This is a genomic window from Marinibacterium profundimaris, assembly GCF_002210095.1.
In the GTDB taxonomy this organism is placed as follows: domain Bacteria; phylum Pseudomonadota; class Alphaproteobacteria; order Rhodobacterales; family Rhodobacteraceae; genus Marinibacterium; species Marinibacterium profundimaris.
The window spans coordinates 51,094-78,006 of sequence record NZ_AQQR01000012.1 but is presented as its reverse complement, the minus strand read 5'-3'; the positions used below and the strand labels follow the sequence as shown (position 1 = coordinate 78,006).

The 26,913-nt window shown below is 66.3% G+C and carries 27 protein-coding genes; 18 read left to right on the top strand and 9 right to left on the bottom strand.

What is annotated here, in order from left to right; genetic code table 11:
* Positions 1–327 precede the first annotated feature (327 nt).
* Entirely contained in the window at positions 328–1,167 is an 840-nt protein-coding gene (locus ATO3_RS20720) for a lytic transglycosylase domain-containing protein (RefSeq protein WP_233152237.1), read from the top strand.
* Between the two features lie 203 nt (positions 1,168–1,370).
* On the opposite strand, the gene ATO3_RS20715 is transcribed toward ATO3_RS20720, so the two are convergent.
* The 5 genes from ATO3_RS20715 to tldD all read right to left on the bottom strand — a co-directional run bounded on the left by ATO3_RS20715 (position 1,371) and on the right by tldD (position 8,564).
* Positions 1,371–1,997 carry a 3-oxoacid CoA-transferase subunit B gene (locus ATO3_RS20715; RefSeq protein WP_088651817.1) on the bottom strand — a complete coding sequence of 209 codons (627 nt, stop codon included), beginning with the start codon at positions 1,995–1,997 and terminating at the stop codon, positions 1,371–1,373.
* Complete coding sequence (locus ATO3_RS20710; RefSeq protein WP_088651816.1) at positions 1,997–2,701, bottom strand: CoA transferase subunit A; 705 nt, start codon at positions 2,699–2,701, stop codon at positions 1,997–1,999. Before ATO3_RS20710 ends, ATO3_RS20715 begins: the two co-directional genes overlap by 1 nt.
* 155 nt (positions 2,702–2,856) lie before the next feature.
* Positions 2,857–5,493, bottom strand: coding sequence for a type I DNA topoisomerase (gene topA / locus ATO3_RS20705; RefSeq protein WP_088651815.1), 2,637 nt, complete (start codon positions 5,491–5,493; stop codon positions 2,857–2,859).
* A 150-nt stretch (positions 5,494–5,643) separates the two neighbouring features.
* On the bottom strand, positions 5,644–7,005 hold the full coding sequence (gene dprA / locus ATO3_RS20700) for a DNA-processing protein DprA (protein ID WP_088651814.1): 1,362 nt from the start codon (positions 7,003–7,005) through the stop codon (positions 5,644–5,646).
* 128 nt (positions 7,006–7,133) lie between these two features.
* Complete coding sequence (gene tldD, locus ATO3_RS20695) at positions 7,134–8,564, bottom strand: metalloprotease TldD (RefSeq protein WP_088651874.1); 1,431 nt, start codon at positions 8,562–8,564, stop codon at positions 7,134–7,136.
* A gap of 174 nt (positions 8,565–8,738) precedes the next feature.
* Here tldD and coxB point away from each other — a divergent pair, with 174 nt between their 5' ends.
* The 11 genes from coxB (at position 8,739) to ATO3_RS20645 (ending at position 18,820) form a co-directional block, all read left to right on the top strand.
* Positions 8,739–9,578 carry a cytochrome c oxidase subunit II gene (coxB, locus tag ATO3_RS20690; RefSeq protein WP_088651813.1) on the top strand — a complete coding sequence of 280 codons (840 nt, stop codon included), beginning with the start codon at positions 8,739–8,741 and terminating at the stop codon, positions 9,576–9,578.
* An 80-nt stretch (positions 9,579–9,658) separates the two neighbouring features.
* The gene (gene cyoE, locus ATO3_RS20685; protein ID WP_088651812.1) at positions 9,659–10,600 is read left to right on the top strand and encodes a heme o synthase; all 942 of its coding nucleotides are present in this window, start codon (positions 9,659–9,661) and stop codon (positions 10,598–10,600) included.
* On the top strand, positions 10,597–10,767 hold the full coding sequence (locus tag ATO3_RS29050; protein ID WP_198963330.1) for a hypothetical protein: 171 nt from the start codon (positions 10,597–10,599) through the stop codon (positions 10,765–10,767). The genes cyoE and ATO3_RS29050 overlap by 4 nt, the downstream gene beginning before the upstream one ends.
* Positions 10,764–11,345 carry a cytochrome c oxidase assembly protein gene (locus ATO3_RS20680; protein ID WP_088651811.1) on the top strand — a complete coding sequence of 194 codons (582 nt, stop codon included), beginning with the start codon at positions 10,764–10,766 and terminating at the stop codon, positions 11,343–11,345. The genes ATO3_RS29050 and ATO3_RS20680 overlap by 4 nt, the downstream gene beginning before the upstream one ends.
* A gap of 12 nt (positions 11,346–11,357) precedes the next feature.
* Positions 11,358–12,170: a cytochrome c oxidase subunit 3 gene (locus tag ATO3_RS20675; RefSeq protein WP_088651810.1), complete on the top strand. Its 813-nt coding sequence runs from the start codon at positions 11,358–11,360 to the stop codon at positions 12,168–12,170.
* A 149-nt stretch (positions 12,171–12,319) separates the two neighbouring features.
* The gene (locus ATO3_RS20670) at positions 12,320–13,000 is read left to right on the top strand and encodes an SURF1 family protein (protein ID WP_088651809.1); all 681 of its coding nucleotides are present in this window, start codon (positions 12,320–12,322) and stop codon (positions 12,998–13,000) included.
* Positions 12,997–14,385 (top strand): threonine synthase, encoded by a 1,389-nt coding sequence (gene thrC / locus ATO3_RS20665; protein WP_088651808.1) that lies wholly within the window; start codon positions 12,997–12,999, stop codon positions 14,383–14,385. The genes ATO3_RS20670 and thrC overlap by 4 nt, the downstream gene beginning before the upstream one ends.
* A complete protein-coding gene (locus ATO3_RS20660) occupies positions 14,382–15,644 on the top strand; it encodes a M16 family metallopeptidase (RefSeq protein ID WP_088651807.1) in 1,263 nt (420 codons plus the stop codon). Before thrC ends, ATO3_RS20660 begins: the two co-directional genes overlap by 4 nt.
* Positions 15,645–15,666: 22 nt before the next feature.
* Positions 15,667–16,251: a GNAT family N-acetyltransferase gene (locus tag ATO3_RS20655; protein ID WP_088651806.1), complete on the top strand. Its 585-nt coding sequence runs from the start codon at positions 15,667–15,669 to the stop codon at positions 16,249–16,251.
* A gap of 234 nt (positions 16,252–16,485) precedes the next feature.
* Positions 16,486–17,334: an MBL fold metallo-hydrolase gene (locus tag ATO3_RS20650; protein WP_088651805.1), complete on the top strand. Its 849-nt coding sequence runs from the start codon at positions 16,486–16,488 to the stop codon at positions 17,332–17,334.
* A 76-nt stretch (positions 17,335–17,410) separates the two neighbouring features.
* Positions 17,411–18,820 carry an FAD-binding oxidoreductase gene (locus ATO3_RS20645; protein ID WP_088651873.1) on the top strand — a complete coding sequence of 470 codons (1,410 nt, stop codon included), beginning with the start codon at positions 17,411–17,413 and terminating at the stop codon, positions 18,818–18,820.
* A gap of 49 nt (positions 18,821–18,869) precedes the next feature.
* Here the strand turns inward: ATO3_RS20645 and ATO3_RS20640 are convergent, their stop codons facing one another.
* Positions 18,870–19,409: an adenine phosphoribosyltransferase gene (locus ATO3_RS20640; RefSeq protein ID WP_088651804.1), complete on the bottom strand. Its 540-nt coding sequence runs from the start codon at positions 19,407–19,409 to the stop codon at positions 18,870–18,872.
* 297 nt (positions 19,410–19,706) lie between these two features.
* Here ATO3_RS20640 and ATO3_RS20635 point away from each other — a divergent pair, with 297 nt between their 5' ends.
* On the top strand, positions 19,707–19,874 hold the full coding sequence (locus tag ATO3_RS20635; protein ID WP_198963329.1) for a hypothetical protein: 168 nt from the start codon (positions 19,707–19,709) through the stop codon (positions 19,872–19,874).
* Between the two features lie 137 nt (positions 19,875–20,011).
* Here ATO3_RS20635 and ATO3_RS20630 read toward each other — a convergent pair whose 3' ends face one another.
* Both ATO3_RS20630 and ATO3_RS20625 read right to left on the bottom strand, forming a co-directional pair.
* Complete coding sequence (locus tag ATO3_RS20630; protein WP_088651802.1) at positions 20,012–20,638, bottom strand: LysE family translocator; 627 nt, start codon at positions 20,636–20,638, stop codon at positions 20,012–20,014.
* Positions 20,638–21,510: an S-methyl-5'-thioadenosine phosphorylase gene (locus ATO3_RS20625; protein ID WP_088651801.1), complete on the bottom strand. Its 873-nt coding sequence runs from the start codon at positions 21,508–21,510 to the stop codon at positions 20,638–20,640. The genes ATO3_RS20630 and ATO3_RS20625 overlap by 1 nt, the downstream gene beginning before the upstream one ends.
* A gap of 192 nt (positions 21,511–21,702) precedes the next feature.
* Here ATO3_RS20625 and ATO3_RS20620 point away from each other — a divergent pair, with 192 nt between their 5' ends.
* Positions 21,703–23,331, top strand: coding sequence for a SulP family inorganic anion transporter (locus tag ATO3_RS20620; RefSeq protein WP_088651800.1), 1,629 nt, complete (start codon positions 21,703–21,705; stop codon positions 23,329–23,331).
* A 193-nt stretch (positions 23,332–23,524) separates the two neighbouring features.
* Here the strand turns inward: ATO3_RS20620 and ATO3_RS20615 are convergent, their stop codons facing one another.
* Positions 23,525–24,130 carry a flavin reductase family protein gene (locus ATO3_RS20615; protein ID WP_088651799.1) on the bottom strand — a complete coding sequence of 202 codons (606 nt, stop codon included), beginning with the start codon at positions 24,128–24,130 and terminating at the stop codon, positions 23,525–23,527.
* A gap of 81 nt (positions 24,131–24,211) precedes the next feature.
* Here ATO3_RS20615 and ATO3_RS20610 point away from each other — a divergent pair, with 81 nt between their 5' ends.
* From ATO3_RS20610 to ATO3_RS20595, 4 genes are all read left to right on the top strand, one after another.
* Positions 24,212–24,733 carry a GNAT family N-acetyltransferase gene (locus ATO3_RS20610; protein ID WP_088651798.1) on the top strand — a complete coding sequence of 174 codons (522 nt, stop codon included), beginning with the start codon at positions 24,212–24,214 and terminating at the stop codon, positions 24,731–24,733.
* A gap of 154 nt (positions 24,734–24,887) precedes the next feature.
* Positions 24,888–25,640: an EcsC family protein gene (locus ATO3_RS20605; protein ID WP_088651797.1), complete on the top strand. Its 753-nt coding sequence runs from the start codon at positions 24,888–24,890 to the stop codon at positions 25,638–25,640.
* A 160-nt stretch (positions 25,641–25,800) separates the two neighbouring features.
* Positions 25,801–26,256, top strand: coding sequence for a DUF1178 family protein (locus ATO3_RS20600; RefSeq protein WP_088651796.1), 456 nt, complete (start codon positions 25,801–25,803; stop codon positions 26,254–26,256).
* Positions 26,257–26,260: 4 nt separating this feature from the next.
* Positions 26,261–26,902 carry an SDR family oxidoreductase gene (locus ATO3_RS20595; RefSeq protein ID WP_088651795.1) on the top strand — a complete coding sequence of 214 codons (642 nt, stop codon included), beginning with the start codon at positions 26,261–26,263 and terminating at the stop codon, positions 26,900–26,902.
* Positions 26,903–26,913: the final 11 nt, after the last annotated feature.

Here is a 26,913-nt window from a genome sequence, read left to right as displayed (position 1 = left end):
AATCCCCCGCCGTCCGATGACCTGCTCTCTCGTCTTCTGGCCGCGTCCGTCGATGGATGCGGACATATGGCCCAGCGGCCGTGGCAAGATTTGGGCAGGCTTTGGGAAATTTTCGGCTGGACGCTACATTTCGTTAATTTCCGGATAGGCCTTTGTTAATTATTGATAATTTCAGATTTCCGGCATCATGCGCTTGGCGAAAAGGCAACGGATTCGCCTGAATCTGTCCGATCGGCCACAATATTCGCGGGAATTTCTGGCCAATGACCGGGGCCTGGTTAAAGCTCTTGGCAAAACAAACAGGATCGAGCAGTCCGAGGTCCAGACATGAATGCCATTCGAATGATGGCGTCCTGCCTTGCCTGTGCGCTGGCCGTCGAGGCCGCGGCCCAGGACGGCGGCGGTGCGCCTGCGCCTTTCCCCGAATTTTCGGCCAAGCGGGTCAAGCCGCCCAAGCCCGGAACGTCGCGCCGCATTACCGTCCAGATCGATCCCGACGCCACACCGGCGCGCCCGGCCGCGCCTCCGCCTGCCGCGGCAGAGATCCCGGTGGCCGCCGTAGCGCCGGGGTCCCGGAGGGTCGGCGGAAGCTATGACTGGTTCTGGGACCGGATTTCGCCCGCGCTGGCCGATACCGGCCCCGGCCGTCTGCAATCCGCCCTGGCCGCCATCGCCGCCGCGGGGCCGGTGGCCGCGCCACGCCTTCAGAACCTGAGCGACATCGCCAGCGCGCGGGCCATCCCGATCCTGACCTCTACCGTCGGCACCCGCGTCTCGCCGGCCCTGGTGCTGGCGGTGATCGCGGTCGAAAGCGCAGGCCGGGCGGATGCGGTCAGCAAGGCCGGCGCGCAGGGGCTGATGCAGCTGATGCCGGAGACGGCCAGGGAATTCGGCGTGGCCGACAGCCTTGTGCCGGAGCAGAACATCGCCGGCGGCGTGCGCTATCTCGACTGGCTGATGACGGAGTTCGACGCTGATCCGATCCTGGTGCTGGCCGGTTACAATGCCGGGCCGGGATCCGTGCGCACCCATGGCGGGGTACCACCCTTCCCCGAGACGCGGGATTACGTGCCCAAGGTGCTGGCCGCGTTCCAGGTCGCCAAGGCGCTGTGCATCACCCCGCCCGAGCTGATCTCGGACGGCTGTGTCTTCGCCACGTCGAATTGAATTCGTCCCGCTGACGCCGCGCCGATCTGCCTGACCGGCGGTTGCGTTGCCAGTTGAAAGGGTCGCGCGCCAAAGCGGGGCGTGGTGGCGCCGTTGCCAGTCGTGCTCGGACCAATGGCGCACCAATGGCAGCTCCGGACGACACTGCTACGGGCGGAGGCTTTGGGACGCGGCCCGGCCTGTGCGGCCCGCGCCCCTTCGGTTCAGTTGACGATCGTCGCTTCGGTTGCGGCGCGGATCTCGTCCTCGGTCACGCCCTCGGCGCATTCCACGATCTTCAGGCCACCCTCGACCACGTCGAGCACGCCGAGGTTGGTGATGATCCGGTTGACGACGCCCGTCCCGGTCAGCGGCAGGGTGCAGGCCTTCAGAACCTTCGACTCGCCGTGCTTGTTGGTGTGATCCATCACCACGACCACGCGGCCCACGCCGGCCACCAGGTCCATGGCGCCGCCCATGCCCTTGACCAGCTTGCCCGGGATCATCCAGTTCGCGAGGTCGCCATTCTCGGCCACTTCCATCGCGCCCAGGATCGCCGCGGCGATCTTGCCGCCCCGGATCATGCCGAAGCTCAGCGCGCTGTCGAAATAGGCGGTGCGGTTCAGTTCGGTGATGGTCTGCTTGCCGGCGTTGATCAGGTCCGGATCCTCTTCGCCCTCGATGGGGAAGGGGCCCATGCCCAGCATGCCATTCTCCGACTGCAGGGTGATGTCCTTGTCTCCCACGTAGTTCGCCACCAGCGTCGGGATCCCGATGCCGAGGTTCACGTACATGCCGTCTTCAAGCTCTTCCGCCGCGCGTGCGGCCATCTGGTTGCGATCCCAGGGCATCAGGCTTCCTCCCGCTTGCGCACGGTGCGCTGTTCGATACGCTTTTCATGTTCGCCCTGCACGATGCGGTGCACGTAGATGCCGGGCAGGTGGATCATGTCCGGGTCCAGCTCTCCGCGCGGCACGATTTCCTCGACTTCGGCCACGCAGATCTTGCCGCACATGGCCGCCGGCGGGTTGAAGTTGCGCGCGGTCTTGCGGAACACGAGGTTGCCGGTGTCATCGGCCTTCCAGGCCTTGACGATCGACAGGTCGGCAAAGATCCCCTCTTCGAGGATGTAGGTCTCGCCGTTGAATTCCTTGTGTTCCTTGCCCTCGGCGATCTGGGTGCCGACGCCGGTCTTGGTATAGAAGCCCGGAATGCCGCAGCCCGCGGCGCGCATGCGTTCGGCCAGCGTGCCCTGCGGGTTGAATTCCAGCTCCAGCTCGCCGCTGAGGTACTGGCGCATGAACTCGGCGTTCTCGCCCACGTAGGACGAGATCATCTTCTTCACCTGCTTGGTCTGCAGCAGGATGCCGATGCCGAAATCGTCCACCCCGGCATTGTTGGAGGCGAAGGTCAGGTCCTTGGTCCCGGCCTCCTTGATCGCCTGCAGGAGCAGCTCGGGAATGCCGCACAGGCCAAAGCCACCCGCCGCAACCAGCATCCCGTCAAACAGCACCCCGTCGAGCGCTTCCTGGGCCGAGCCATAGACTTTCTTCATGAAGAGCTTTCCCCGCCTTTTGCTGAATTGATCCTCCGCGCGCGATGGCCCTCGGGCCGCGTGCGCCTGATCTCGAATGCCATCGGCCACGCGCGGCTGTCAACCAGACAGCACGCGTGGTCAGGACGCGACGGAGCGTTCGGGGGCAACAGCCCTCAGGCTGACTTTTTCTTGGCGGCGGGTTTCTTCGCGGTCGAGGACGCGGCGGGCTTCTTCGCCGCGGGTTTCTTGGCTGCCGTCTTCTTCGGGGCCGCCTTTTTGGGGGCCGCCTTCTTCTTGCCCTTGCCGGACTTGGCGGCCTTCTCGTCCACCAGCTGCACGGCGTAGTCCAGGGTCACGTCTTCCGGCTCGACCTCGTTGGGAAGGGTCGCATTGACCTTCTCCCACTTCACGTAGGGGCCATAGCGCCCCTTCATGACATTGATCGCGCCGCCCAGCTCGGGGTGTTCGCCCAGCTCCTTGAGAGGCGTGGCCGCCGCCGCCTTGCCCCGCTTGGGCTTGGAGGCCAGGATTTCCACAGCGCGGTTCATCCCGATGTCCCACACGTCCTCGACGCTTTCGAGGTTGGCGTTGGTGCCGCCCTTGAAGGAAATCGAATCGGCGTGCTTCAGGTACGGCCCGTAGCGACCGATATTGGCCCAGATCATCACCCCGTCTTCCGGGTGCGGGCCGATCTCACGCGGCAGAGCCAGCAGCTTCACGGCCTGTTCCAGCGTCACCTCGCTTGGCGGCCAGGGCTTGGGGATCGACTGGCGCGGCGGCTTGGGCTGCTCCTCCGTCGCTTCCCCACGCTGGACATAAGGCCCGAACCGGCCCTTGAACGCATAGATCTTGTCACCGGCATCTTCGCCCAGCACCTTGCCCTCAGGCGGAATATCGCTGGGATCCTCCTGGCCCGGGGGGCCGAAGGGGCGGGTGTAGCGGCATTCGGGATAGTTCGAACAGCCGATGAAGGCGCCGCCCGACCGCGCCGTGCGCATCGACAGCCGGCCGTTTCCGCAATTCGGGCAGAGCCGCGGATCGGTGCCGTCCTCGTTGGGCGGGAACAGGTGCGGCTCCAGCACCTCGTTGATCTTTTCCAGCACCTCGGTGATTCGCAGATCGGCCGTTTCGGCGATCGCGGCCGAGAAATCCTGCCAGAACTTGCGCAGCACTTCCTTGTAATCGGCATCGCCCGCGCTGACCTCGTCAAGCTCGTCCTCGAGCCCGGCGGTGAAATCATAGCCGACGTAGCGGCGGAAATAATTCTCGAGGAAGGCGATCACCAGCCGGCCCTTGTCCTCGGGGATCAGCCGGTTCTTGTCCTTCAGCACATAGCCGCGATCCTGGATCGTCGTGACGATCGACGCATAGGTCGATGGGCGCCCGATGCCCAGCTCTTCCATCCGCTTGACCAGCGTGGCCTCGGTATAGCGGGGTGGCGGCTGGGTGAAATGCTGTTCGGGCGTGATGCCTTTCTTGTCGGCCTTCTCGCCCTCGTGGACCTGCGGCAGGCGCTTGTCGTCGTCGCTGACCTCGGCGTCGTCGCGGCCTTCCTCGTAGACCCGCAGGAACCCGTCGAACAGGACAACCTGGCCCGTCGCGCGCAGGCCGACCTGGCCATCCGCGCTGCCGATTTCCACCGTGGTCCGTTCCAGCCGGGCCGATTCCATCTGGCAGGCCAGCGTCCGCTTCCAGATCAGGTCGTAAAGCTTGCGCTGATCCTCGTCCGTCACCTTCAGGCCGGCGGCATCGCGGCTCATGTCGGTGGGGCGGATGCATTCGTGCGCTTCCTGCGCGTTCTTGGCCTTGTTCTTGTAGACCCGCGGTTCGCCCGGGACGTATTCCTTGCCGTAGCGCGACGCGATCTCGTCCCGCGCGGCGGTGACCGCCTCGGGCGCCATGTCGATACCGTCGGTCCGCATATAAGTAATGTAGCCAGCCTCGTAGAGGCGCTGCGCCGAGGACATCGCCTGCCGCGCGCCCATGCCGAACTTGCGGCTTGCCTCCTGCTGCAGGGTCGAGGTCATGAAGGGCGCCGAGGGGTTGCGCGAGGCGGGCTTTGCCTCGACCGAGGTGATCTTAAGATCGCGGCTGTTGATCGCCTGCACGGCAAGCTCGGCCTGGGTCTCGTTCTCGATGTCGAACCGGTCAAGCTTGTCTCCGGCGAGGCTGACCAGACGGGCCTCGAACTCCTGGCCGCGCGGGGTGGTGAGGATCGCCTTCACGGACCAGTATTCGCGGGGGCGGAAGGCCTCGATCTCCATCTCGCGCTCGACGATCAGGCGAAGGCAGACCGATTGCACCCGACCGGCGGATTTCGCGCCGGGCAGCTTGCGCCACAGCACGGGGCTGAGGTTGAAGCCCACGAGGTAATCCAGCGCGCGGCGGGCGAGGTAGGCCTCGACCAGCGGCATGTCGACCTGGCGCGGGTTCTGCATCGCCTGGGTGACGGCATCCTTGGTGATCGCGTTGAACACGACGCGGCTGACCGGCGTGTCCTTCTTGATCGACCGGCGCTTGGTCAGCGCTTCCTGCAGGTGCCAGCTGATCGCCTCTCCCTCGCGGTCGGGGTCGGTCGCGAGGATCAGGGCATTGTCCTCGGCCAGGGCGTCCGCGATCGCCTTTATGTGCTTCTTGCTGTCGGAACCGACCTCCCACAGCATCTCGAAATCGTGCTCGGGATCCACCGATCCGTCCTTCGGAGGAAGGTCACGGACATGGCCATAAGAGGCCAGAACGGTGTAGTCAGAGCCGAGATACTTGTTGATCGTCTTGGCTTTGGCCGGAGATTCGACAACGACTACGGGCATTTAGCGGAAATCCTCAAGGCACGGGTACCGGGCGGTTATTGGCCGCCGAAGATGTGGTGTGCAAGAGGGGATTGTCAATCGCGGCGGAAAAGCCGCGGTGATCGCTGCCTGAAACGCTGCACGAAGAGGCATCTGGAACGGCGCGGCGGCTCAGGACAGGCGGGTCAGAAGACCGCCCGATTCCCGGCGCACCTGCCCGTCGAGTTCGAGATCGATCAACACCGGGGCGACCGCCTGGGGGGAGCTGGCGAGATCGCGGATCAGCTGGTCCTCCGCCACGGGGGAGGGGCCGAGCCGGTCGAGGATCTGCTGATGCAAGGCCGCCGTTTCCCGCAGGCTGCGGCGGTCGGGCGGGGGCACATGCGGCGGCACGGCCGGAGCCGCTTGGGACGACGCGGGGCTGGATCCGTTGGCCTCTTGCCCGATCTGCGGACCTGCTGCGGTCTGTCCTCGAACGGAGGCCGCCTCCTGCGCCGGATCTGTCGCTGGGTCGGCGGCCACCACGGGTTGAGCCGGAGCGCCGGGGCCCTTTTGGGGCGGTGTGGCAGGTTCGGGGGCACGGGATGCAACCAGGCGCGGCCGGACAGGCTGTTCCGGCTTCAGGCCAAAGGGTTCGACCAGCGGCGTCAGCGCCGTGATCACGTCCTCACCCGACCGGACCAGCGTCGCGCCGTCGCGGATCAGCATGTTGCAGCCCGAGGCGCGGGCGTCGAGCGGGTGGCCCGGCACGGCCAGCACCTCGCGCCCCTGGTCCAGCGCATCCCGCGCGGTGATCAGGCTGCCGGAGCGTGCCGCGGCCTCGACCACGACGACGGCGCGCGAGACACCGGAAATGATTCGGTTGCGGCTTGGAAAATGGCGCGACCGGGGCTGCATCCCCATCGGCTGTTCAGACAGGCGCAGTCCCTTGCGGGCGATGTCATGGGCCAGGCGCGCGTTTTCGACCGGGTAGATCTGATCCACCCCGCCGGCCATCACGGCGACCGTCCCGGTGTCCAGCGCCGCGCGATGCGCTTCCGTGTCGATGCCCCGGGCCAGGCCCGAGACCACGGCGAATCCCTCCGCCCCCAACTCTCGCGCCAGGGCGCGCGCCATGCGCAGACCCAGCGACGAGGCGTTCCGTGCGCCCACGATCGACACCATCGGCCGTTTCAGCAGGGCGATGTCGCCGATGGCCCAAAGCATCGGCGGCGCATCCGAGAGATCGGCCAGGAATTCGGGGTAATCGTCCGAGCCAAGGCACAAAAGCCGCGCTTCGGCGGCTTTTGCGGCCTTGATCTCGGCTTCGATAACGCCGGCAGGACATATTTCATAGTCCTCGATGCCAGCAGCGCGAGCCACTTCAGGCAGCGCGATCAGCGCGTTCTGCGCCGATCCGTGTTCGGCCATGAGGCGGTGAAAGGTGGTTGCACCGACACGACGCGAACGCAAAAGACGGAGCCACGTAAACCGATCTTCTTCCGTGGTGGGTGGGAGTGGGGGGTGAGTGGAAGAAATTCGGTCTTCGGTCATCCGTGGCTCCGCCTTCTGCAAGGACAGATCTACGACTGGAAGGGTTAACGGGGAGTGAATCGCAGGGCGTTTTTCGCTTTTTTTCGCGAAAACCCGCGCACCCTCCGGCCAAGCCCCTGAAAACCCTGTCAGACCGCTGCGCCGCCCACCGTCAGCCCGTCGATCAGGAGGGTCGGCTGGCCCACGCCCACCGGAACCCACTGGCCGTTCTTGCCGCAATTGCCCAGGCCCGGGTCCAGCGCCATGTCGTTGCCAAGCGCGCGGATCTTCGTCAGCGCGGTGGCCCCGTCGCCGATCAAAGTGGCACCCTTGACCGGTGCGCCGACCTTGCCGTTCTTCACGCGGTAGGCCTCGGTGCAGGAGAAGACGAACTTGCCGTTGGTGATGTCGACCTGCCCGCCGCCGAATCCCACGGCCCAGATCCCGTCCTTTATGTCGGCCACGATATCGCCCGGGGTGGCATGGCCGCCCAGCATGTAGGTGTTGGTCATCCGCGGCATCGGCGCGTGGGCATAGCTTTGCCGCCGCCCGTTGCCGGTGGCCGGCACACCCATCAGCCGCGCGTTCTGCCGGTCCTGCATGTAGCCGACCAGCACGCCATCCTCGATCAGCACGTTGCGGGCCGAGGGCGTGCCCTCGTCGTCCACGGTGATCGAACCGCGCCGGTCCGGGATCGTCCCGTCGTCCAGAACCGTGACCCCCTTCGCGGCCACCTGCTGGCCCATCAGCCCGGCAAAGGCCGAGGATTTCTTGCGGTTGAAATCGCCCTCCAGCCCGTGGCCCACCGCTTCGTGCAGAAGGATCCCGGGCCAGCCGGGGCCGAGTGCCACCTCCATGATGCCGGCCGGGGCGGGCTCGGCGCCAAGGTTCACCAGCGCGATGCGCAGCGCCTCGCGGGCCTTTTCCTCCCAGGAGCCACGCTCGATCAGCCCGTCGAGCCCCACGCGCCCGCCACCGCCGGCGGTGCCGCTCTCGCGCCGGCCGTTTTCTTCGACGATGACCGAGACGTTCATCCGCGTCATCGGCCGCACGTCGCGCACCGAAATGCCGTCGGGGCGCAGGATCTCGACCTCCTGCAGCCCGGCCGAGAGCGAGGCGGTCACCTGCACCACGCGGCGGTCGAGGTCGCGCAGGAAGGCGTCGATCTCGCGCAGGGTGTCCACCTTGACAGGGAAGGGGAGGCCGGCAATCGGGTCGTCGTCGCCGTAAAGGCGCAGATTGGTCGCCTGGGGCGCGTCGGCCCAGGTGCCGCCACCGTCGCCGACGGCCAGGCGCGTCGTCTCGGCCGCGCGCAGCAGGGCGGATTCGGAAATCTCGGTGGAATGGGCGTAGCCGGTCACCTCGCCGCGCACCGCGCGCAGACCGAAGCCTTCGGAGGCGTCATAGGTGGCGTTTCGCAGGCGGCCGTCATCGAAAACCAGGGCCTCCGACTTGCGGCGTTCGAAGAACAATTCCCCGTCGTCGGCGCCGTCCGTGGCCTGCCGCAGCACGCGCAGCGCCGCCTCGCGGTCGAGGGCATCGGTCAGCGGTCGAAAGGGGGTGGCGCTGTCTGCGGTCATCGGGATAAGCCCTTCGTCATAGTCAAGAGTTGTCAGAAGCGTCTGTTTGACGCGCACAGACATCTTTATCTGTGCGGTTGAATATGTTTTCTAGCTGGCTCAAAGACAACCGGTCGCGGGCGGCCTGCCCGTGGACGTCTGTGGCACATTGCGGATGAACCGACAGGACACGATATGAAAAACGTTTTCACCCTTTCGGGCCTTTTCGCGGCCCTCACCGCGCTTCCCCTCGCGGCGCAGGAGGACCTGGAGGTCATCGGCAAGCCTGTTTCGGGCAAGCTGGGCTTCCAGCCGGCGGCGACGGAACTGGCGCGCGACATCCACTCGCTGGATCACCTGCTGCTGATCATCATCACGCTGATCACGGTCTTCGTCATGGTCCTGCTGGGGATCTGCATCGTCCGCTACAACGCGAAGAACAACCCGAAGCCCGCCACCTTTACCCACCATTCCACGATCGAGATCGCCTGGACGCTGATTCCGGTCGTCATCCTGGTCTTCATCGGCGCCTTCTCGCTGCCGGTGCTGTTCAAGCAGCAGGAGATCCCCGAGGCGGACATCACGATCAAGGTGACCGGCTACCAGTGGTACTGGGGCTATGAATACACCGATCACGACTTCGGCTTCGAAAGCTTCAAGCTGGAGCGCGACCAGCTGGCCGAATACGGCTACGCCGATGACGAATACCTCCTGGCGACCGACACCGCCGTCGTGATCCCGGTCGGCAAGACCATCGTCATGAACGTGACCGGCGCCGACGTGATCCACGCCTGGACGATCCCCGCCTTCGGCGTGAAGCAGGACGCCGTGCCGGGCCGCCTGGCGCAGCTCTGGTTCGAAGCCGAGGAAGAGGGCATCTACTTCGGCCAGTGCTCCGAGCTGTGCGGCAAGGACCACGCCTACATGCCGATCACCGTGAAGGTCGTCAGCGAAGAGGCCTACGAGGAATGGCTGGAAGGCGCGATCGACCAGTATGCGGGCACCCCGCGCGACTTCCGCGTCGCCTCGAACTGAGCCGCGCGCGGCCGCGTGCCGCGCGAGCCTGAAGCCAGGCGGGCCGCGATGGTCCGCCTGACGGAGCAGAAAGACCTCTGATGAGCGACGCCAGCTATTCCATCACCGCCAAGGACGATGAAGCGAGCTTCGGGGATTACTTTGCCCTGCTGAAGCCGCGGGTCATGTCGCTGGTGGTGTTCACGGCCTTTGTCGGCCTGCTGGCCGCGCCCGAAGACCTCAATCCCTTCGTGGGGTTCTGCGCGATTCTCTTCATCGCCGTGGGCGGCGGCGCCTCGGGCGCGCTGAACATGTGGTGGGATGCCGATATCGACCGGGTGATGAAGCGCACGCGCAAGCGGCCGATTCCCTCGGGCAAGGTCACGGGGGACGAGGCGCTGGCGATCGGGCTGACGCTGTCGGTGTTCTCGGTCGTCCTGCTGTGGTTGGCGACCAATGCGCTGGCCGGGGCGATGCTGGCCTTCACCATCTTCTTCTACGTCGTGATCTACACGATGTGGCTGAAGCGCTCGACGCCGCAGAACATCGTGATCGGGGGCGCCGCCGGGGCCTTTCCGCCGGTGATCGGCTGGGTCGCGGCCACGGGCACGATGTCGATCGAACCCTGGCTGATGTTCGCGCTGACCTTCATGTGGACGCCCCCGCATTTCTGGGCGCTCGCGCTGTTCATGCGCAACGATTACGACGATGCCGGGGTGCCGATGCTGACCGTGACCCACGGCCGCCGGTCCACCCGGGTTCATATCCTCGTCTACACGATCCTGCTGGCTGCGCTGGCCATCGGCACCGGGTTCACCGCGCTCGGCGGCCCGGTCTATCTGGCGACCGCCGTGGTGCTGAACGCGATCTTCCTTGTCGGTGCCTGGAAGATCTTCCGCCGGGACGAGGCGATGTCGGAGGCCGACAATTTCGCGGTCGAGCGCCGGTTCTTCCGGATCTCGCTGATCTACCTCTTCGCCCATTTCCTGGCGATCCTGGTCGAGGCCGCGCTGCGCCTTTACGGGCTGGGAGGCTGGGCATGAGCTTTCGCGTCACCCACGAGCTTCACCAGCGCCGCCGAAGCCGCAACCTGGGCGTCGGCCTCGTGCTGGCGGCGTTCATCGCGATCATCTTCGGACTGACCGTTGCCAAGGTCTCCTCGGGGGATTTCGTCGCGACCCAACCGCAGCAGCAGGAGAATTCCCGATGACGCCAAAGCGCAAGACGGTCATCCAGCTGGTCAGCGTCGTCGTCTTCATGGGCGCCATGGCCTGGGCCGCGATCCCGCTTTACAACTGGTTCTGCCGGGTGACCGGCTACGGCGGCTATACCAGCACTGCCGAGGCCGGATCCGATACCGTCCTGGACGAGACCATCAAGGTCCGCTTCGATGCTTCGCGCGAAAAGGGCATGGCCTGGGAATTCAAGCCGGTCCAGCGAGAGATGGAGCTGAAGATCGGCGAGACGGGGCTGGCCTTCTACGAGGCCTACAACCCCACCGACCGCCCGATCGCGGGGCAGGCGTCCTATAACGTCGCCCCCTACACGGCCGGCGTATTCTTCTCCAAGATCGACTGTTTCTGCTTCACCGAACAGGTGCTGCAGCCCGGCGAACGGGTGCAGATGCCGGTCACCTTCTTCGTCGACCCGGAGATCGTGACCGACCAGGACGGCAAGTTCGTCCATACGATCACGCTCAGCTACACGTTCTATGAAATCGACCTGCCCGAAGACTTTGCCGCCTTGACGGACGCGCAGGCAGGGGCAATCACATCGTCCGAAAGGTGAGGGACAACGCCGATGGCACACGCTAAGAACCACGATTTCCACATTCTGCAACCGTCGATCTGGCCGCTCGTCGCGGCGGTCGCCGCGTTCATGATGCTTTTCGGCGCCGTGCTGTGGATGCATGGCAGCGGCGCATGGCTCTGCCTCATCGGCTTCGCGCTGACGCTTTACACCATGTACGCCTGGTGGAGCGAAACCATCGCCGAAGAGCATGCCGGCGACCATACGCCCGTCGTCCGCATCGGCCTGCGCTATGGCTTCATCCTCTTCATCATGTCCGAGGTGATGTTCTTCGCGGCCTGGTTCTGGTCCTTCTTCAAGCACGCCATCTACCCGATGCAGGATTATTTCGGCAGCACCTATGAGGCGCCGCTGATCCACCCGGTCGATGCCTTCCACCTGCCGCTGATGAACACCCTGGTGCTTCTGCTTTCGGGCTGCGCCGTGACCTGGGCACACCATTCGCTGGTCCATGGCAACATTCGCAAGCCGCTCGTGCAGGGCCTGCTGATCGCCGTGGTGCTGGGCCTGTTCTTTACCGCGCTGCAGGCCTTCGAATATTACGAACTGCTGGCCCACGAGGGCTGGGAATTCGGCGGGGACGAGTTCTACTCGAACTTCTTCATGGCCACCGGTTTCCACGGCTTCCACGTGATCATCGGCACGATCTTCCTGTTCATCTGCTTCCTGCGGTCGTCCAAGGGCGATTTCACCCCCGAAAGCCACATCGGCTTCGAGGCCGCCGCCTGGTACTGGCACTTCGTCGACGTGGTGTGGCTGTTCCTCTTCTTCGCCATCTACCTCTGGGGCGTCTCGCTGCTCTGATCACTGATTGGCGGTTGAAAATCATCCGCCAACCCGACACAAGCGAAGCGCGCGGAGATCTCCGCGCGCTTTTGCATTTTCCAGAGGACGGCCCGCCAGATACCCCGCCACCCGATCCCTCTCACCGTAACACCCAAGAAGACCTTCCCATGCGCCGCATTCTCTTCCTGTTGCTGATCGGGCTGGCCGGCACCGCCACGCTGGTCTGGCTGGGCGTATGGCAGATGCAGCGGCTGGCCTGGAAAGAGGACATGCTGGCCCGGATCGAGTCCGAGATCGGCGCCGCCCCGGTGCCCCTGCCGGACAATCCCACGCCCGCGACAACGCCCTTCCTGCCCGTCATCGTCGAGGGAGAGATCCTGGACGACGAGATCCTGGTGCTGGCCTCGCTGAAAAAGGTGGGTCCCGGCTACCGCGTGATCGCGCCCTTCCGGGTCGGGGGCCGGACGATCCTTCTGGATCGCGGCTTCCTCGAGATCACCGACGAAGACACCCCGCGCAGCACCGGAGCGGCCGAGATCACCGGCAACCTGCACTGGCCGGACGAGGTCGACGGGTTCACCCCCGACCCGGATCCCGAGGCGCGCCTGTGGTTTGCCCGCGACGTCACGTCGATGGCCGCCGAGCTGGGGACCGAGCCGGTCCTGCTGATCGCCGCCACACGCACCGATCCGACCATCCTGCCGATGCCGGTGGACACGTCCGGCATTCCGAACGATCACCTGCAATACGCGATTACCTGGTTCCTGCTGGCCCTCGTCTGGGTGGTGATGACCTGGTTCTTCGCCCGGCGCCTGCGCGCCTCCGAACCCAAGGGCCCAACGACATGAGCTATATCTCCACCCGCGGCATGGCGCCGGAACTGACCTTCGAACAGGCGATGCTGACCGGGCTTGCCCGCGACGGCGGGCTTTACGTGCCCGGCGAGATCCCGCAGATGAGCGCGGACGACATCGCCGCGCTGAGCGGGCTGCCCTACGAGGAAACCGCCTTTCGCATCATGCGACCCTTTGTCGGCGACACCTTCACCGACGACGAGTTCGAGGACATCATCGCCCGCGCCTATGCCGATTTCGGCCATGTCGCCCGCGCGCCGCTGAAGCAACTGGACAGCAACCACTTCCTGCTCGAGCTGTTCCACGGGCCGACCCTGGCCTTCAAGGACTTCGCGATGCAGCTGATCGGGCAGATGTTCCAGGTCTCGCTGGCCCGTGCCGGCGAACGGGTGACCATCGTCGGCGCCACCTCGGGCGATACGGGCTCGGCCGCGATCGAGGCGTTCAAGGGGCTTGAGAACGTGGATGTCTTCATCCTCTTCCCCCATGGCCGCGTCTCCGAAGTGCAGCGCCGCCAGATGACCACGCCCGTCGAGGGCAATGTCCGTGCCCTGGCCGTCGATGGCGATTTCGACGATTGCCAGGCGCTGGTGAAGGACATGTTCAACGATTTCGAGTTCCGCGACCGGGTGCGGCTGGCGGGTGTGAACTCGATCAACTGGGCGCGGGTTCTGGCGCAGGTCGTCTATTACTTCTCCTCCGCCGTGAGCCTCGGCGCGCCCTACCGCAAGGTCAGCTTCACCGTGCCCACCGGAAACTTCGGCGACATCTTCGCCGGCTACATCGCCGGGCGCATGGGCCTGCCGATCGAACAGCTGGTGGTCGCGACCAACCAGAACGACATCCTGCACCGTTGCATCCAAGGGCAGGGCTATCACAAGGGCCCCACGGTTCCGTCGATCAGCCCCTCGATGGACATCCAGGTCAGCTCCAACTTCGAACGGGTGCTGTTTGACGCCTATGGCCGCGACGGCCGCGCGGTGGCGCAGCTGATGGACGAACTCAAGCAGGGCGGCTTCGACGTCAGCCAGGGTGCGCTCGAGATGCTGCAGGAGACCTTCACCTCCGGCCGCGCCTCCGAGGACGAGACCCGCGCCACGATCCGCGCCACGCTGGAAGCCAGCGGAGAGCTGCTGTGCCCGCATTCCGCCGTCGGCGTGAAGGTCGCGAACGAGAAACGCGACCCGGCCGTGCCGATGATCACGCTGGCCACCGCCCATCCCGCCAAGTTCCCTGACGCGGTGGAAGCGGCCAGCGGCGTCTTTCCGCCCCTTCCCCCCCGGATGGCAGACCTGTATGAACGTTCGGAACGACTGACCCGGATCGCCAACGACCTGGGCTCGGTCGAGGCATTTATTACGGAGCAAATTGCGAATTGACTGTCAGACTGGACCGGCTTCCGAACGGCGTCCGCATCGTCAGCGAAGTGATGCCAAGCCTGCAATCCGCCTCCATCGGGGTCTGGGTTGCCGCCGGTGGACGCCACGAGCGGATCGAACAGAATGGCATCGCGCATTTCCTCGAACACATGGCCTTCAAGGGCACGAAGACCCGGTCGGCCCTGCAGATCGCCGAGGCGATCGAGGATGTCGGTGGCTACATCAACGCCTATACCTCGCGCGAGGTCACGGCCTATTACGCCCGCGTCCTGAAGCAGGACGTGCCGCTGGCGATGGACGTGATTTCCGACATCGTGCTGAACCCGGTCTTCGACGCGCGCGAGATCGAGGTCGAGCGTGGCGTTATCCTGCAGGAGATCGGTCAGGCCTATGACACGCCCGACGACGTGATCTTCGACTGGCTGCAGGAGGAAAGCTATCGCGATCAGCCGCTGGGCCGCACGATCCTCGGCCCGGCCGAGCGGGTGGGCAAGTTCAACAAGGACGACCTGGCCGCCTTCGTCGACGAGCATTACCGCCCCGAACACATGATCATCGCCGCCGCCGGTGCCGTCGACCACGACGTGCTGGTGAAGCTGGCCGAGGATCTGTTCGGCCACCTGACCCCGAAATCCGGCACCGATGTCGAGCTCGCGCATTTCACCGGGGGCGAGATCCGGCGTTCCAAACCGCTGGAGCAGGCGCATTTCGCGCTGGCCTTCGAAGGGCCCGGCTATCGCGACGACCGGATCTATACCTCGCAGATCTATTCCTGCGCGCTCGGCGGGGGGATGTCCTCGCGCCTGTTCCAGGAGGTGCGCGAGAACCGGGGGCTGTGTTACACGATCTTTGCTCAGACCGGCGCCTATGGCGATACCGGCACCACGACGATCTACGCCGGCACCAGCGGGGACGAGGTCCGCGACCTGGCCCGGATCACCATCCAGGAAATGAAGCGCGCCGCCGACGACCTGAGCGAGGTCGAGGTCGCCCGTGCCCGCGCCCAGATGAAGGCCGGCATGCTGATGGGGCTGGAAAGCCCGTCGAACCGGGCCGAGCGGCTCGCGCGGCTGGTGCAGATCTGGAACAAGGTGCCGCCACTTGAGGACTCCGTCGCCAAGATCGACGCCGTGACCACCGAGGACGTGCGCGCCTTCGCCGAGGACATGGCCGTGACGGCACCTGCCGCCCTGGCGCTCTACGGGCCGATCGACGGCGCGCCGAGCCTGGCCGAGATGCAGGAGCTGCGCACCGCGTGACGGCGGGCAGGGTGTCACGGGCATGTTGCTGACCAAACGGAAACTGAAGATCGAAACGGAGCGCCTCACGCTCCGTCCGCCCAACCATTCGGATTTCCGCGCCTGGACGTCGCTGCGGCGGGAAAGCCACGACTACCTCGTGCAATGGGAACCCACCTGGGCGCCCGATCACCTGACGCGCAAGGCGTTCACCAACCGGGTCTACTGGGCGCAGCGCTCGGTCGCCTCGGGCTCGGCCCTGCCGCTGTTCCTGTTCCGGCGCGAGGACGAGGTTCTGGTGGGGGCGATCACGCTGGACAACATCCGGCGCGGCCCGGCGCAGGCCGGTACGCTGGGCTACTGGACGGGCAAGCCCTTTGCCCGGCTGGGCTACATGCGCGAGGCGATCGGCGGGGTGGTGCATTTCGCCTTCACCCGGCTCGACCTGTCGCGGATCGAGGCCGCCTGCCTGCCCGAGAACGCCGCCTCGCGCGGGCTGCTTGAAAGCTCGGGCTTCAAGTACGAAGGCGTTGCGCAAAGCTACCTGCAGATCGACGGCCGCTGGCGCACCCACGTGCTCTATGCCGCGCTCCGCTCCGACCGCCGCGGCAAGACCGACGTCGGCTGAGGGCGCGCACCCGCCGCACGGGAGGCCGGGCGGTGAGGTGCTGTCGTCTCGACGGTCCGCGCGCGCTCTGGTCCTTCGCCACCCACCGTAGGGTGGGGTTTCACCCCACCGCGCGCCCCCGGGCTAGGCACCGCAAGGGTCACGCGGTCACGACCGCTTGAGCAGGGCCGGATTTTCTGGCCTTGGTCCGCCCCGGACCTAAGCTTACCCTTGGTAACACCGGGGGGACTGATCATGCGCCATCTTCTCTGCCTTCTTGCAGGCCTCGGCGCGCTCGCCGCAGGCTCTGTCTCCGCGCAGGAGCAGGCCCGCCGCCCGAGCCATTGCATCGCCATCGCCGATGCCGCGCCCGGGCTCGAATACCTACACAAGGCCGCCTGGACCGATCCGCTTCCCGACTACACCGTCCGGCTGCATTACATCAGCCACGCCAGCTTTCTGCTGCAGACCCGCGGCGGGCTGACCGCCGTGACGGATTACACCGGCTATATCGGCACCGCCCCGCTGATCCCCGACATCGTCACCATGAACCACGCCCATTCCTCGCACTGGACCTCCGCCCCCGATCCGGCGATCCCCCACGTGATGGAAGGCTGGGGCGTTTTCGGCGAGGGCGTCGACCATTACCTCGACCTGGGCGAGATGCTGATCCGCAACGTCTCAACCGACATCCGGTCGCCCTATGGCGGCGGGGTCGAGGAGAACGGCAATTCAATCTTCGTCTTCGAGGTCGAGGGGCTCTGCATCGGCCACCTGGGCCATCTGCACCACATTCCCAACGACGAACAATTCGCCGCCCTCGGCCGGCTCGACGTGGTCATGGCCCCGGTCGACGGCGGCATGACCCTGCCGCTGCCCGAGATGATGGCGACGTTGAAACGCCTGAAATCCTCTGTCGTAATCCCGATGCACTGGTTCTCGGGCTATTCGCTCGAGGCATTTCTTGTTGGCATGCAGGACGAATTCGCGATCGAGGTGCCCGGCACGTCGTCGATCGAGGTCTCGCTCAGGACCCTGCCGGACCGGCCGACCATCGTGGTGCTGCAGCCGGACTTTCTGTCCGCGCCGGCGGCGGAGGATTGACCACGCCCGCCGCCCGCGCCGGACGCGACAGAGCGCTGTCTTGCCCTTCGGGGCGTTCCGCGCTCTAAACCGCATCATGACACTGTCCCCTGCCGATGCGGCCTTTGCCGAACGCCTTGATCTGCCGCGCGACCGCCTGCGCCCGGCCGAGACCCGTTACATGGAAGAGCCCCGGGGCAAGTACCCCGGAACGCCCGGCCTGCTGGCCCTGCCGCACAGCACCGAGGAGGTCGCCATCCTGATCACCGCCGCCGCCCGCGCGGGCGTACCCGTGGTGCCCTATGGCGGCGGCACCGGTCTGGTCGGCGGGCAGGTCGCGCAGCATGGGCCCGCGCCGCTGATCCTGTCGCTGGAGCGGATGGATCGCATCCGTGCCGTCTACCCGGAGGAATTCGTGCTGATCGCCGAGGCCGGCGCGATCCTGGCCGACGTGCAGGCCGCCGCGCAGGAGGCCGACCGTCTTTTCCCGCTCTCGCTCGCCGCCGAAGGTTCGGCCCGGATCGGCGGGACGCTGTCGACCAATGCCGGCGGCGTCAACGTGCTGCGCTACGGCTCGGCCCGGGATCTGTGCCTCGGGATCGAGGCGGTGCTGCCCGACGGGTCGATCCTGCAGGGGCTCAGGCGGCTGAGGAAGGACAACACCGGCTACGACCTGCGCAACCTGCTGGTCGGGGCCGAGGGCACGCTGGGTATCATCACCGCCGCCGCGCTGAAGCTTTCACCGGTCCCGGCGGGGCAGGGGACAGCCTTCCTGGCCGTGACTGACCCGCAGGCCGCGCTGCGCCTTCTGTCAATGGCGCGCGGCCGGTTGGGAGAGGCGATCTCGGCCTTCGAGCTGATCCACCGGCAGGGGATGGATTTCCTGGCCGAGACCCTGCCGCAGGTGCGCCTGCCCTGGGACGAGCCGCCGACCTGGTCGGTGCTGATCGAGGTCGGGCTGGCCGCCGGTCTGGACCCGGAGGAGGCGCTGGCAGGCCTTTTCGAGGCGGCGTTCGAGGCGGGCCTTGTCACCGACGGGCTGATCGCCCAGAGCGCGGCGCAGCGCGATGACTTCTGGAACGTGCGCGAGAACATCCCCGAGGGCAACCGCCTGATCGGCGCCGTCGCAAGCCATGACATCTCGCTTCCCCTGAGCGCGCTGCCGGACTTCATTGCCGAGGCCGATGCGGCGATCGCGGCGCTTGGGCCCTACCGGATCAATTGTTTCGGTCACGTGGGCGACGGCAACCTGCACTACAATATCTTTCCTGCCCCCGGGCAGGACCGGGACGAGGCGCGCAAGGCCGCGCCCGAGGTCACCGGGCTCGTGCATGACCTGGTCGCGCGGTACGAAGGCTCCTTCAGCGCCGAGCACGGGGTCGGGCGCGCCAAGGTCGGGGACCTGGAGCGTTATGGCGATCCGACGAAGCTGATGGCGATGCGCGCGATCAAGGCGGCGCTGGACCCTGCGGGCATCATGAACCCCGGTGCAGTGCTGCGGGGCTAGGGGCCGTCTCCGCCCCTTCCGGGGCGGCTCCGTATCCGTGTGGGGTCTCTCAGAGCCCCTCGAACGCGCAGAGGCAATGCACGTCCATGCCGAGCGCCTCCAGCTTCTTGCGCCCGCCAAGATCCGGCAGGTCGATGACGAAGGCGCAGCCGACGATCTCTCCGCCCAGCCGTTCGACCAGCTTGATGCCGGCTGCCGCCGTGCCGCCGGTGGCCAGCAGGTCATCGACCACCAGCACCTTCTCTCCGGCCGCGATCGCGTCGTCATGCAGTTCGACAACCGCCTCGCCGTATTCCAGCGTGTAGTCCTCGGAGATCGTGGTGCCCGGCAGCTTGCCCTTCTTGCGCACCGGCACGAAGCCGACGCTCAGCTGGTGCGCGATGGCGCCGCCCAGGATGAAGCCGCGCGCCTCCAGCCCCACGACCTTGTCGATGCGCATCCCCGCGTAGGGGTGCAACATCTGGTCGATGGCCATGCGGAAGCCGCGCGGATCTGCGAACAGGGTGGTGACGTCCCGGAACAGGATCCCCTCGTGCGGGAAATCGACGATCGTCCGGATGTAATCCTTCACGGATGTCTGGTTGGGCATGACACCCTCCTCTGTCGCTCTTGTCGCTCGGGCGATCAGAGGTTTGGCCCAAGGCGGACGCCTTTGCAAGCACCGCCTTCGGCAATCAGCAATCGCGGAACAGGCGATAGAGCTTTGCCGAAATCCACGTCAGGTGCGGCTTGTTCCAGTCCATGCGGTCGCGGGTCAGCATCTGGGATGCGGTGAGAAGTGACATTTTCTTTTCCTTTGCGTATAGGTATTTGGATTGACCATCATTTGTATATGCAGTGTATATACATTGCCTGTGCGCAAAGTCAAGACGAGGACGAAAAAGACGTGAACAAGAAGTCAGACAAGGCTGGGAAAAAGAACAGCCAGCTGGTCCTGCGTCTGGACAAGGACGAGCGCGACGCCTTTGTCGATCTCTGCAAGAAGCTCGACACCAGCGCAGCGCGCGAAATCCGCGGTTTTATCCGGAAATTCATGAAGGAGAACGACGCCTGAACGGGGTTTGTTCCCGCAGATCGATAAAAGATCAGGCGAAGACACCGGCGACGCGGCGGGCCGAGCCGGAACGGCCCCCCCGGCCGGACCGGAGAGGCCCCGCAGCGGGGCAGGGTGCTACGGTCGGATCTGTCGCGTCAGGTCGCGGGGCGCCGCAGCAGGGCGGTCATGACCCCCATGGCGATCAGCGTGCTGCCCCCGGCCCGCGTCAGCCAGGTCAGAACCCGGGGCCGCCCGATCACCTGCCGCAGCCGGTCGGCCAGCAGCGCGTAGGCCAGCGTGTTCAGCACGGCGAGCCCGACGAATGTGGCGATCAGCACCGTGAATTGCGGCGCCAGCGGCTCGGCCGGACGGATGAACTGCGGCACGAAGGCGGTGAAGAAGGCGATGGATTTCGGGTTCAGCGCCGTCACCGTGGCCGCATGTCCATAGACCCCGCGCGCCGTCACCTCGCGCGCGGTGACCTCCAGCCCGTCGCTTGGCGCCGAGCGCAGCAGCTTGATGCCCAGCCAGACCAGGTAGACCGCGCCGATCCATTTCAGCACGGAAAACAGCGTGGCCGAGGTCGCCACCAGCGCCCCCAGCCCCACCAGCGAGGCACTCATCGCGATGAAATCCCCCGTCGCCACGCCAAGCGCGCAGGCCACCGCCACGCCGCGCCCCTTGGACAGCGCATAGCTCAGCACCAGCAGAACGGTCGGCCCCGGCAGCAGCAGCAGCGCCGCCGAAGCCGCAACGAAGGTGAGCCAGAGCGCCGGATCCATCACAGAACGCGGCCTGCGACCGCGTCGAGCTTTGCCAGCACCTCGGGGTCGCGTTTCTCGGGCGCGGTCAGGATCGCATATTCCAGCGCCCGGTCGCAGCCATGCGGACAGGTGTCGCGCGCATGGTTCAGCACCGCCGGCAGTCCCAGAACAAGCGATTTTGCCTTGTCGGCATTGCCGTGCAGAGTCTCGATGATCCGGGTCACGTCGACCTCGCCGTGATCGGGATGCCAGCTGTCGTAATCGGTGATCATCGCCACCGAAGCATAGCAGAGCTCGGCCTCGCGGGCGAGTTTGGCCTCGGGCATGTTGGTCATGCCGATCACGTCGCAGCCCCAGTTGTCGCGGTAAAGCTTCGATTCCGCCAGGGTCGAGAACTGCGGCCCCTCCATCGCGAGGTAGGTGCCGCCGTCATGCACCGGGATCGTCGCGTCCAGAGCCGCCGACAGGCAGGCCGCGCGCAGACGGTCGCAGGTGGGATGGGCGACGCTGACATGGGCCGCGCAACCGGTGCCGAAGAAGCTCTTTTCGCGCGCGAAGGTGCGGTCGATGAACTGGTCGACGATGACGAAATCGCCAGGCGCCATCTCCTCGCGGAAGGATCCGCAGGCCGAGATCGAGATCACGTCGGTCACGCCCAGCCGCTTCAGCGCGTCGATATTTGCGCGGTAGGGCACCGTGGTCGGACCGTGCACGTGGCCGCGCCCGTGGCGGGGCAGGAAGCAGATCGGCAGGCCCTGGAGCGTGCCGGTCAGGATCGCATCCGAGGGCTTGCCCCAGGGGGTGTCGACCTCGACCCATTCCTGGTCTTCCAGCCCGTCGATGTCATAAAGCCCCGATCCGCCGATCACCGCGATCTTGGTGGTGGTCATCTTTACCTCAGCCGTTGATAATTGGTTATCCGCAAGCTAGGGATTCGGCTCGGCGCTGGCCATAGGAAATGGTGCGACGGGGTCTGCTATGCGCTGCGCGCATGGCCGCTACCCCTTTGGTCGCATGGAGTTGCCGCATCGCGGCGCGTACGGTAGCGCCATCGCAAACATCCCTTTATCGCAGGAATTGCCATGCCCCGCTCCAACCTGGGCGCGCTGACCAATCGTTTGACCCTTCCCGACCTCCGCCTGAACGGCGGGGATGACCTGACGCCGTCGCAGGTCCGCACCGACGTGCTGTCGGGCCTGACCGTGGCGCTGGCGCTGGTGCCCGAGGCGGTGGCCTTTGCCTTCGTCGCCGGGGTGCACCCGCTGGTCGGGCTTTATGCGGCGTTCATGGTCGGGCTGATTACGGCGGTCTTCGGCGGCCGGCCGGGCATGATCTCGGGCGCGACGGGCGCGCTGGCGGTGGTCATGGTCGCGCTAGTGGCCGAGCACGGGGTGGAATACCTCTTTGCCACCGTGGTGCTGATGGGCATCCTGCAGATGTTCGCGGGCATCATGCAATGGGGCAAGTTCATCCGCCTGGTGCCGCATCCGGTGATGCTGGGCTTCGTGAACGGGCTGGCGATCGTGATCTTCCTGGCGCAGATGACCCAGTTCAAGGTGCCGGGCACCATGGAAAGCAACGGGCACGGCATGTCTGGCGGCGAATGGCTGACCGGCGGGCCGCTCTACCTGATGCTGGGGCTGGTGGCGCTGACCATGGCGATCATCTGGGCGATGCCGAAACTGACCAAGGCGATCCCGGCGCCGCTGGCCGGCATCGGCATCGTGGCGCTGATCGTGATCGTCTTCGGCATCGACGTGCCCCGCGTGGGCGACATGGCCTCGATCGAGGGCGGGCTGCCGCCGTTCCACATCCCGGCCGTGCCGCTGACCTGGGAAACGTTGCAGATCATCCTGCCCTATTCGGTGATCCTGGCCGCGATCGGCCTGATCGAGAGCCTGCTGACCCTGAACCTTGTCGGCGAGATGACCGGCAAGCGCGGCGGGGCCAGCCAGGAATGCATCGCCCAGGGCCTGGCCAACACGGTCACCGGCTTCTTCGGCGGCATGGGCGGCTGCGCGATGATCGGGCAGTCGATGATCAACGTGAAATCCGGCGGCCGCACCCGGATCGCGGGGATCGCGGCGGCACTGTTCCTGCTGCTCTTCATCCTCGTGGCCTCGCCGCTGATCGAACAGATCCCGCTGGCCGCGCTGGTGGGCGTGATGTTCATGGTGGTGATCGGGACCTTCGCCTGGAACTCGTTCAAGATCATGCGCCGGGTGCCGCCGATGGATGCTTTCGTGATCCTGCTGGTGACCGTGGTCACCGTGCTTGAGGATCTCGCCGTGGCGGTGGTCGTGGGCGTGATCGTCTCGGCCCTGGCCTATGCCTGGAACAACGCCCGCCGGATCCATGCCAAAAGCTACCGCACCCCCGAGGGCGCCAAGGTCTACCAGGTGCAGGGGCCGCTGTTCTTCGGCTCGTCCGAGGGGTTCATCGAGCTCTTCGATCCCAAGGCGGACCCGGCCATCGTGGTGGTGGATTTCGCCGACAGCCGCGTGGTCGACCAGTCGGCCCTGCAGGCGATCGAGAATGTCGCCGCCAAGTACGAGGCCGAGGGCAAGGAGATCCAGCTGCGTCACCTGAGCCGGGATTGCCACCGGCTGCTGAACAAGGCCGGGCACCTGATGATCGACAGCGATGACGACCCGGATTACGCGCTGGCGGTGAACTACTCGGTCCGGACCGGGATCCTCGGCGGGCACTGAAAGATGTCCCACGCGTGGGACAGGAACGCCCCCGTGACCTTTCAATGGGTTACGGGGGCGTTTTTACGTTTTGGTAACGCTTTGCACGCGTCTTGCCATGCCGTCGGCCGGCCCGAGCGATGCCGCTGACCCATGTCTGCAAGCAGGCCCGCGGCAGGTCACCGACAGAGCCTGAAAGCAGGGTTCAAGCCGCTCAATCGTCGGGACGTGCGAGCGAGAAGAGCTCGGTGATCACCGAATAGTCGCGGTAGCCCAGCCGGGTCAGGGGCTGGAACCGGGTCACGTCGAAAAGGCCGTCCACCATGCAATCGTCGCGCATGTGCACGCCGGTGACTTCGCCGAAGACCACCTTGTTGGACTGGCCCGGCAGATCCACGATCTGGGTCAGCCTGCATTCCAGGGACGCGGGCGCGTTGGCCACGCGGTGGCAGTCGATCGTCTCGCAGGCCGCGGCCTCGATCCCGGCATGGTCGAATTCGTCGACCCCGCGCGGCAGGGTGGCCGAGGTGCGGTTCATCACGTCCCGCGCCGCGTATTCCACGATGTTCACGCAGAACACCCCGGTGTCGCGGATATTGGCCACGGAATCCTTGGTGTTGTCCTGGTCGTCCTTCGCCGAGGTCGAGGCGAACATCACCTGCGGCGGCGTGTAGGCCACCGCGTTGAAAAAGGAATAGGGCGCCAGGTTGCGCACCCCGTCCGCATCGCGGGACGAGATCCACCCGATCGGGCGCGGCGAGACGATGGCGTTGAACGGGTTGTGCGGCAGGCCATGGCCGTTTTCGGGGCGGTAGAACATGCACGTCTCCTCTTGGATTTGCCCCCGGGTTACCCGCGTGCTAGGGCGAAGGCCAGCCCCAGACCCGGATCACGACCCGCCTTGTTATCGCTCTCTGCAGAACTGCCCGACGACTGGTGGGAGGTCGAAGCTCTCTACGACACCTGCTTTGCGCCCGGACGCGAGGCTCTGTCCTCTTACCGGTTTCGCGATGACGTGGCCCCGGTGCGCGAGCTGGCGCGAACAGCCCGGGACGAGACCGGCGCGCTGGCCGGGGCGATCCGGTTCTGGCCGGTGCTGGTCGGAGGGGTTCCCGCGCTGCTGCTTGGGCCGGTGGCGGTGCACCCGACGCACCAGGGCGAAGGGCTGGGCGCCATGCTGATCCAGGGCGGGCTGGATGCCGCGCGGTCGCGGGGCTGGGCCCGGGTCATGCTGGTGGGCGACGCGCCCTATTACGGGCGTTTCGGGTTCGAAAGGCTGGACAACGTCGAGATGCCGCCGCCCACGAACCCCGACCGCGTGCTGGGCCACGCTCTGGAACCGGGCGCCTGGGACGGCATTGGCGGTCTTGTCACGAAATGGCGGGATCCGGCGTCGGACATGACGTCGGACAGGGCGGGCTGAGGCATATCGGGCGCTTCTGGCCCTGAGGCCCGTGGTGGCCCGCCCAGCTCGGCGGAAAACCCGCGTCTGACCCCGGGTAAACCGGCGTGGATCGTCATCGGCCATTGAAACAGGGCCCGGTTGCGCCGATCTTTGATCCATGAAGGATCGTGCCATGACCGACATCATTCACGCCACCCCGGTGGACATCGAGGCCGAGCTTGACCGGCTGGCGCGCCAGTACCGGGCGGCGAGCGGGCCGGCCCTGCGGATGCTGAATCTTGCGGGAAACAAGGCCGACGCGCTGATCGACAAGCTGCCCGCGGGCGTGCGCAACAACCTGGTCGACGCGACCGAGGCGGCGCTGCGCGTCTCCATGCGCGCCGCCAGCGGCAGCCGCGCGGCCGTGCCGGACCAGAAACGCTGGGTCAACACCGCCGTGGCCTCGGCGCTGGGGGCGGCCGGGGGCTTTGGCGGGGCGACGACGGCTCTGGTTGAGCTGCCGCTGACCACCACGCTGATCCTGCGCGCGATCCAGGACGTGGCGCGGCGCGAGGGGTTCGACCCCGAGGCGGACAGCGTGACCTTCGATTGCATTCGCGTGTTGTCGGCCGCCGGCCCGCTGGAGCAGGATGACGGCGCGGACCTGGGGTTCTACACGCTGCGGATGACGCTGACGGGCGGCACGGTGCGCAAGATGATCAGCGCCGTGGCGCCGCGGCTGGCGACGGTGCTGGGCCAGAAGCTGGCGACACAGACGGTGCCCGTGCTGGGCGCGGTGGCGGGGGCCACGACGAACTACATCTATACCCAGTATTACCAGGACATCGCGCATGTGCATTTCGGCCTGCGCCGCCTGGCGATCGAGGCCGATGTTCCGCGCGAGGTGCTGATCGAGCGCCTGCAGGAGCGGATGCGGCTGGGCTGAGCCGGGGCTGAGACGGGCCTGTCGGTTTCCGGGCGGCCTCTGCCCGCCTCCTGAGCGGCTTTGGCTGCGGGGCTGTGCCATGATCCGCGAGGGGCGCGGCGCGGCTTGATGTCGGGCCGGGATGGATTATGTATCAGGCAACAGTTTCCGAGAGATCCGAATGATCCGATATTCGTTGAAATGTGCCGATGGCCATGCATTCGAAAGCTGGTTCCAGTCGGCTGAAGCCTTCGACAAGCTCTCTGTTGCCGGGATGGTCGGCTGCGCTGTCTGCGGATCCACCGAGGTGACCAAGACGATGATGGCCCCCCGCGTGCGGCCGTCCCGCGATTCGGCGGACGGCCGCCCGAAGGAGGCGCCGCGCCCGGGGCAGGGCGCGCTGAAGGCGCCGGCCTCGGACATCGAGAAGGCCGTGGCGGCCTTGCGCAAGCAGGTCGAGCAGAAGGCCGATTACGTCGGGCTGGAATTCGCCGCGGAGGCGCGGGCGATCCACAATGGCGACAGCCCGGAGCGCGCGATCTACGGCGAGGCGCGGCCCGAGGAGGCGCGCAAGCTGGTGGAGGAGGGGGTGCCGGTGGCGCCGCTTCCGTTCCTGCCCAATCGAAAGACGAACTGACCCCATGAAGATCCTGATTACCGGCGGCAATCGCGGGATCGGCGCCGAGATGGCGGCGCGCTACCGCGCCGAAGGCCACGAGGTGCTGGCGACGGCGCGGGATGGCTCGGCCGAGCTTGCGCTGGACGTGAGCGACCCGGCCTCGGTGGAGGCGATGGCGCAGGCGGTCGAGGGGCCGCTCGACCTGCTGGTGTGCAACGCGGGAGTCTACCTGGAGAAGGGGCAGCGGCTGGAGAGCGGGTATGAGCCCGAACTTTGGGCGCAGAGCTTCGCCGTGAACGTGACGGGCGTGTTCCTGGTGATCCGGGCGCTGTTGCCGCAGTTGCGGCAGGCGGAGGCGGGCAAGATCGCGATCATCTCGTCGCAGATGGCCTCTCAGGAGCGGGCGCCGGGGGGCAGCTATATCTACCGTGCGTCGAAGGCGGCGGTGCTGAACCTGGGCCGGAACCTGGCGACGGACCTGAAGGACGAGGGGCTTGCCGTGGGGATCTATCATCCGGGCTGGGTGCAGACCGAGATGGGCGGCGCCTCGGCCGAGCTTACGCCGGAGCAGGCGGCGGAAGGGCTCATCCAGCGGTTCGACGCGCTGTCGGTCGGGACGACGGGCTGTTTCGAGACCTGGGACGGGCGGCCGCACGCCTATTGAGGCGCCGAGCT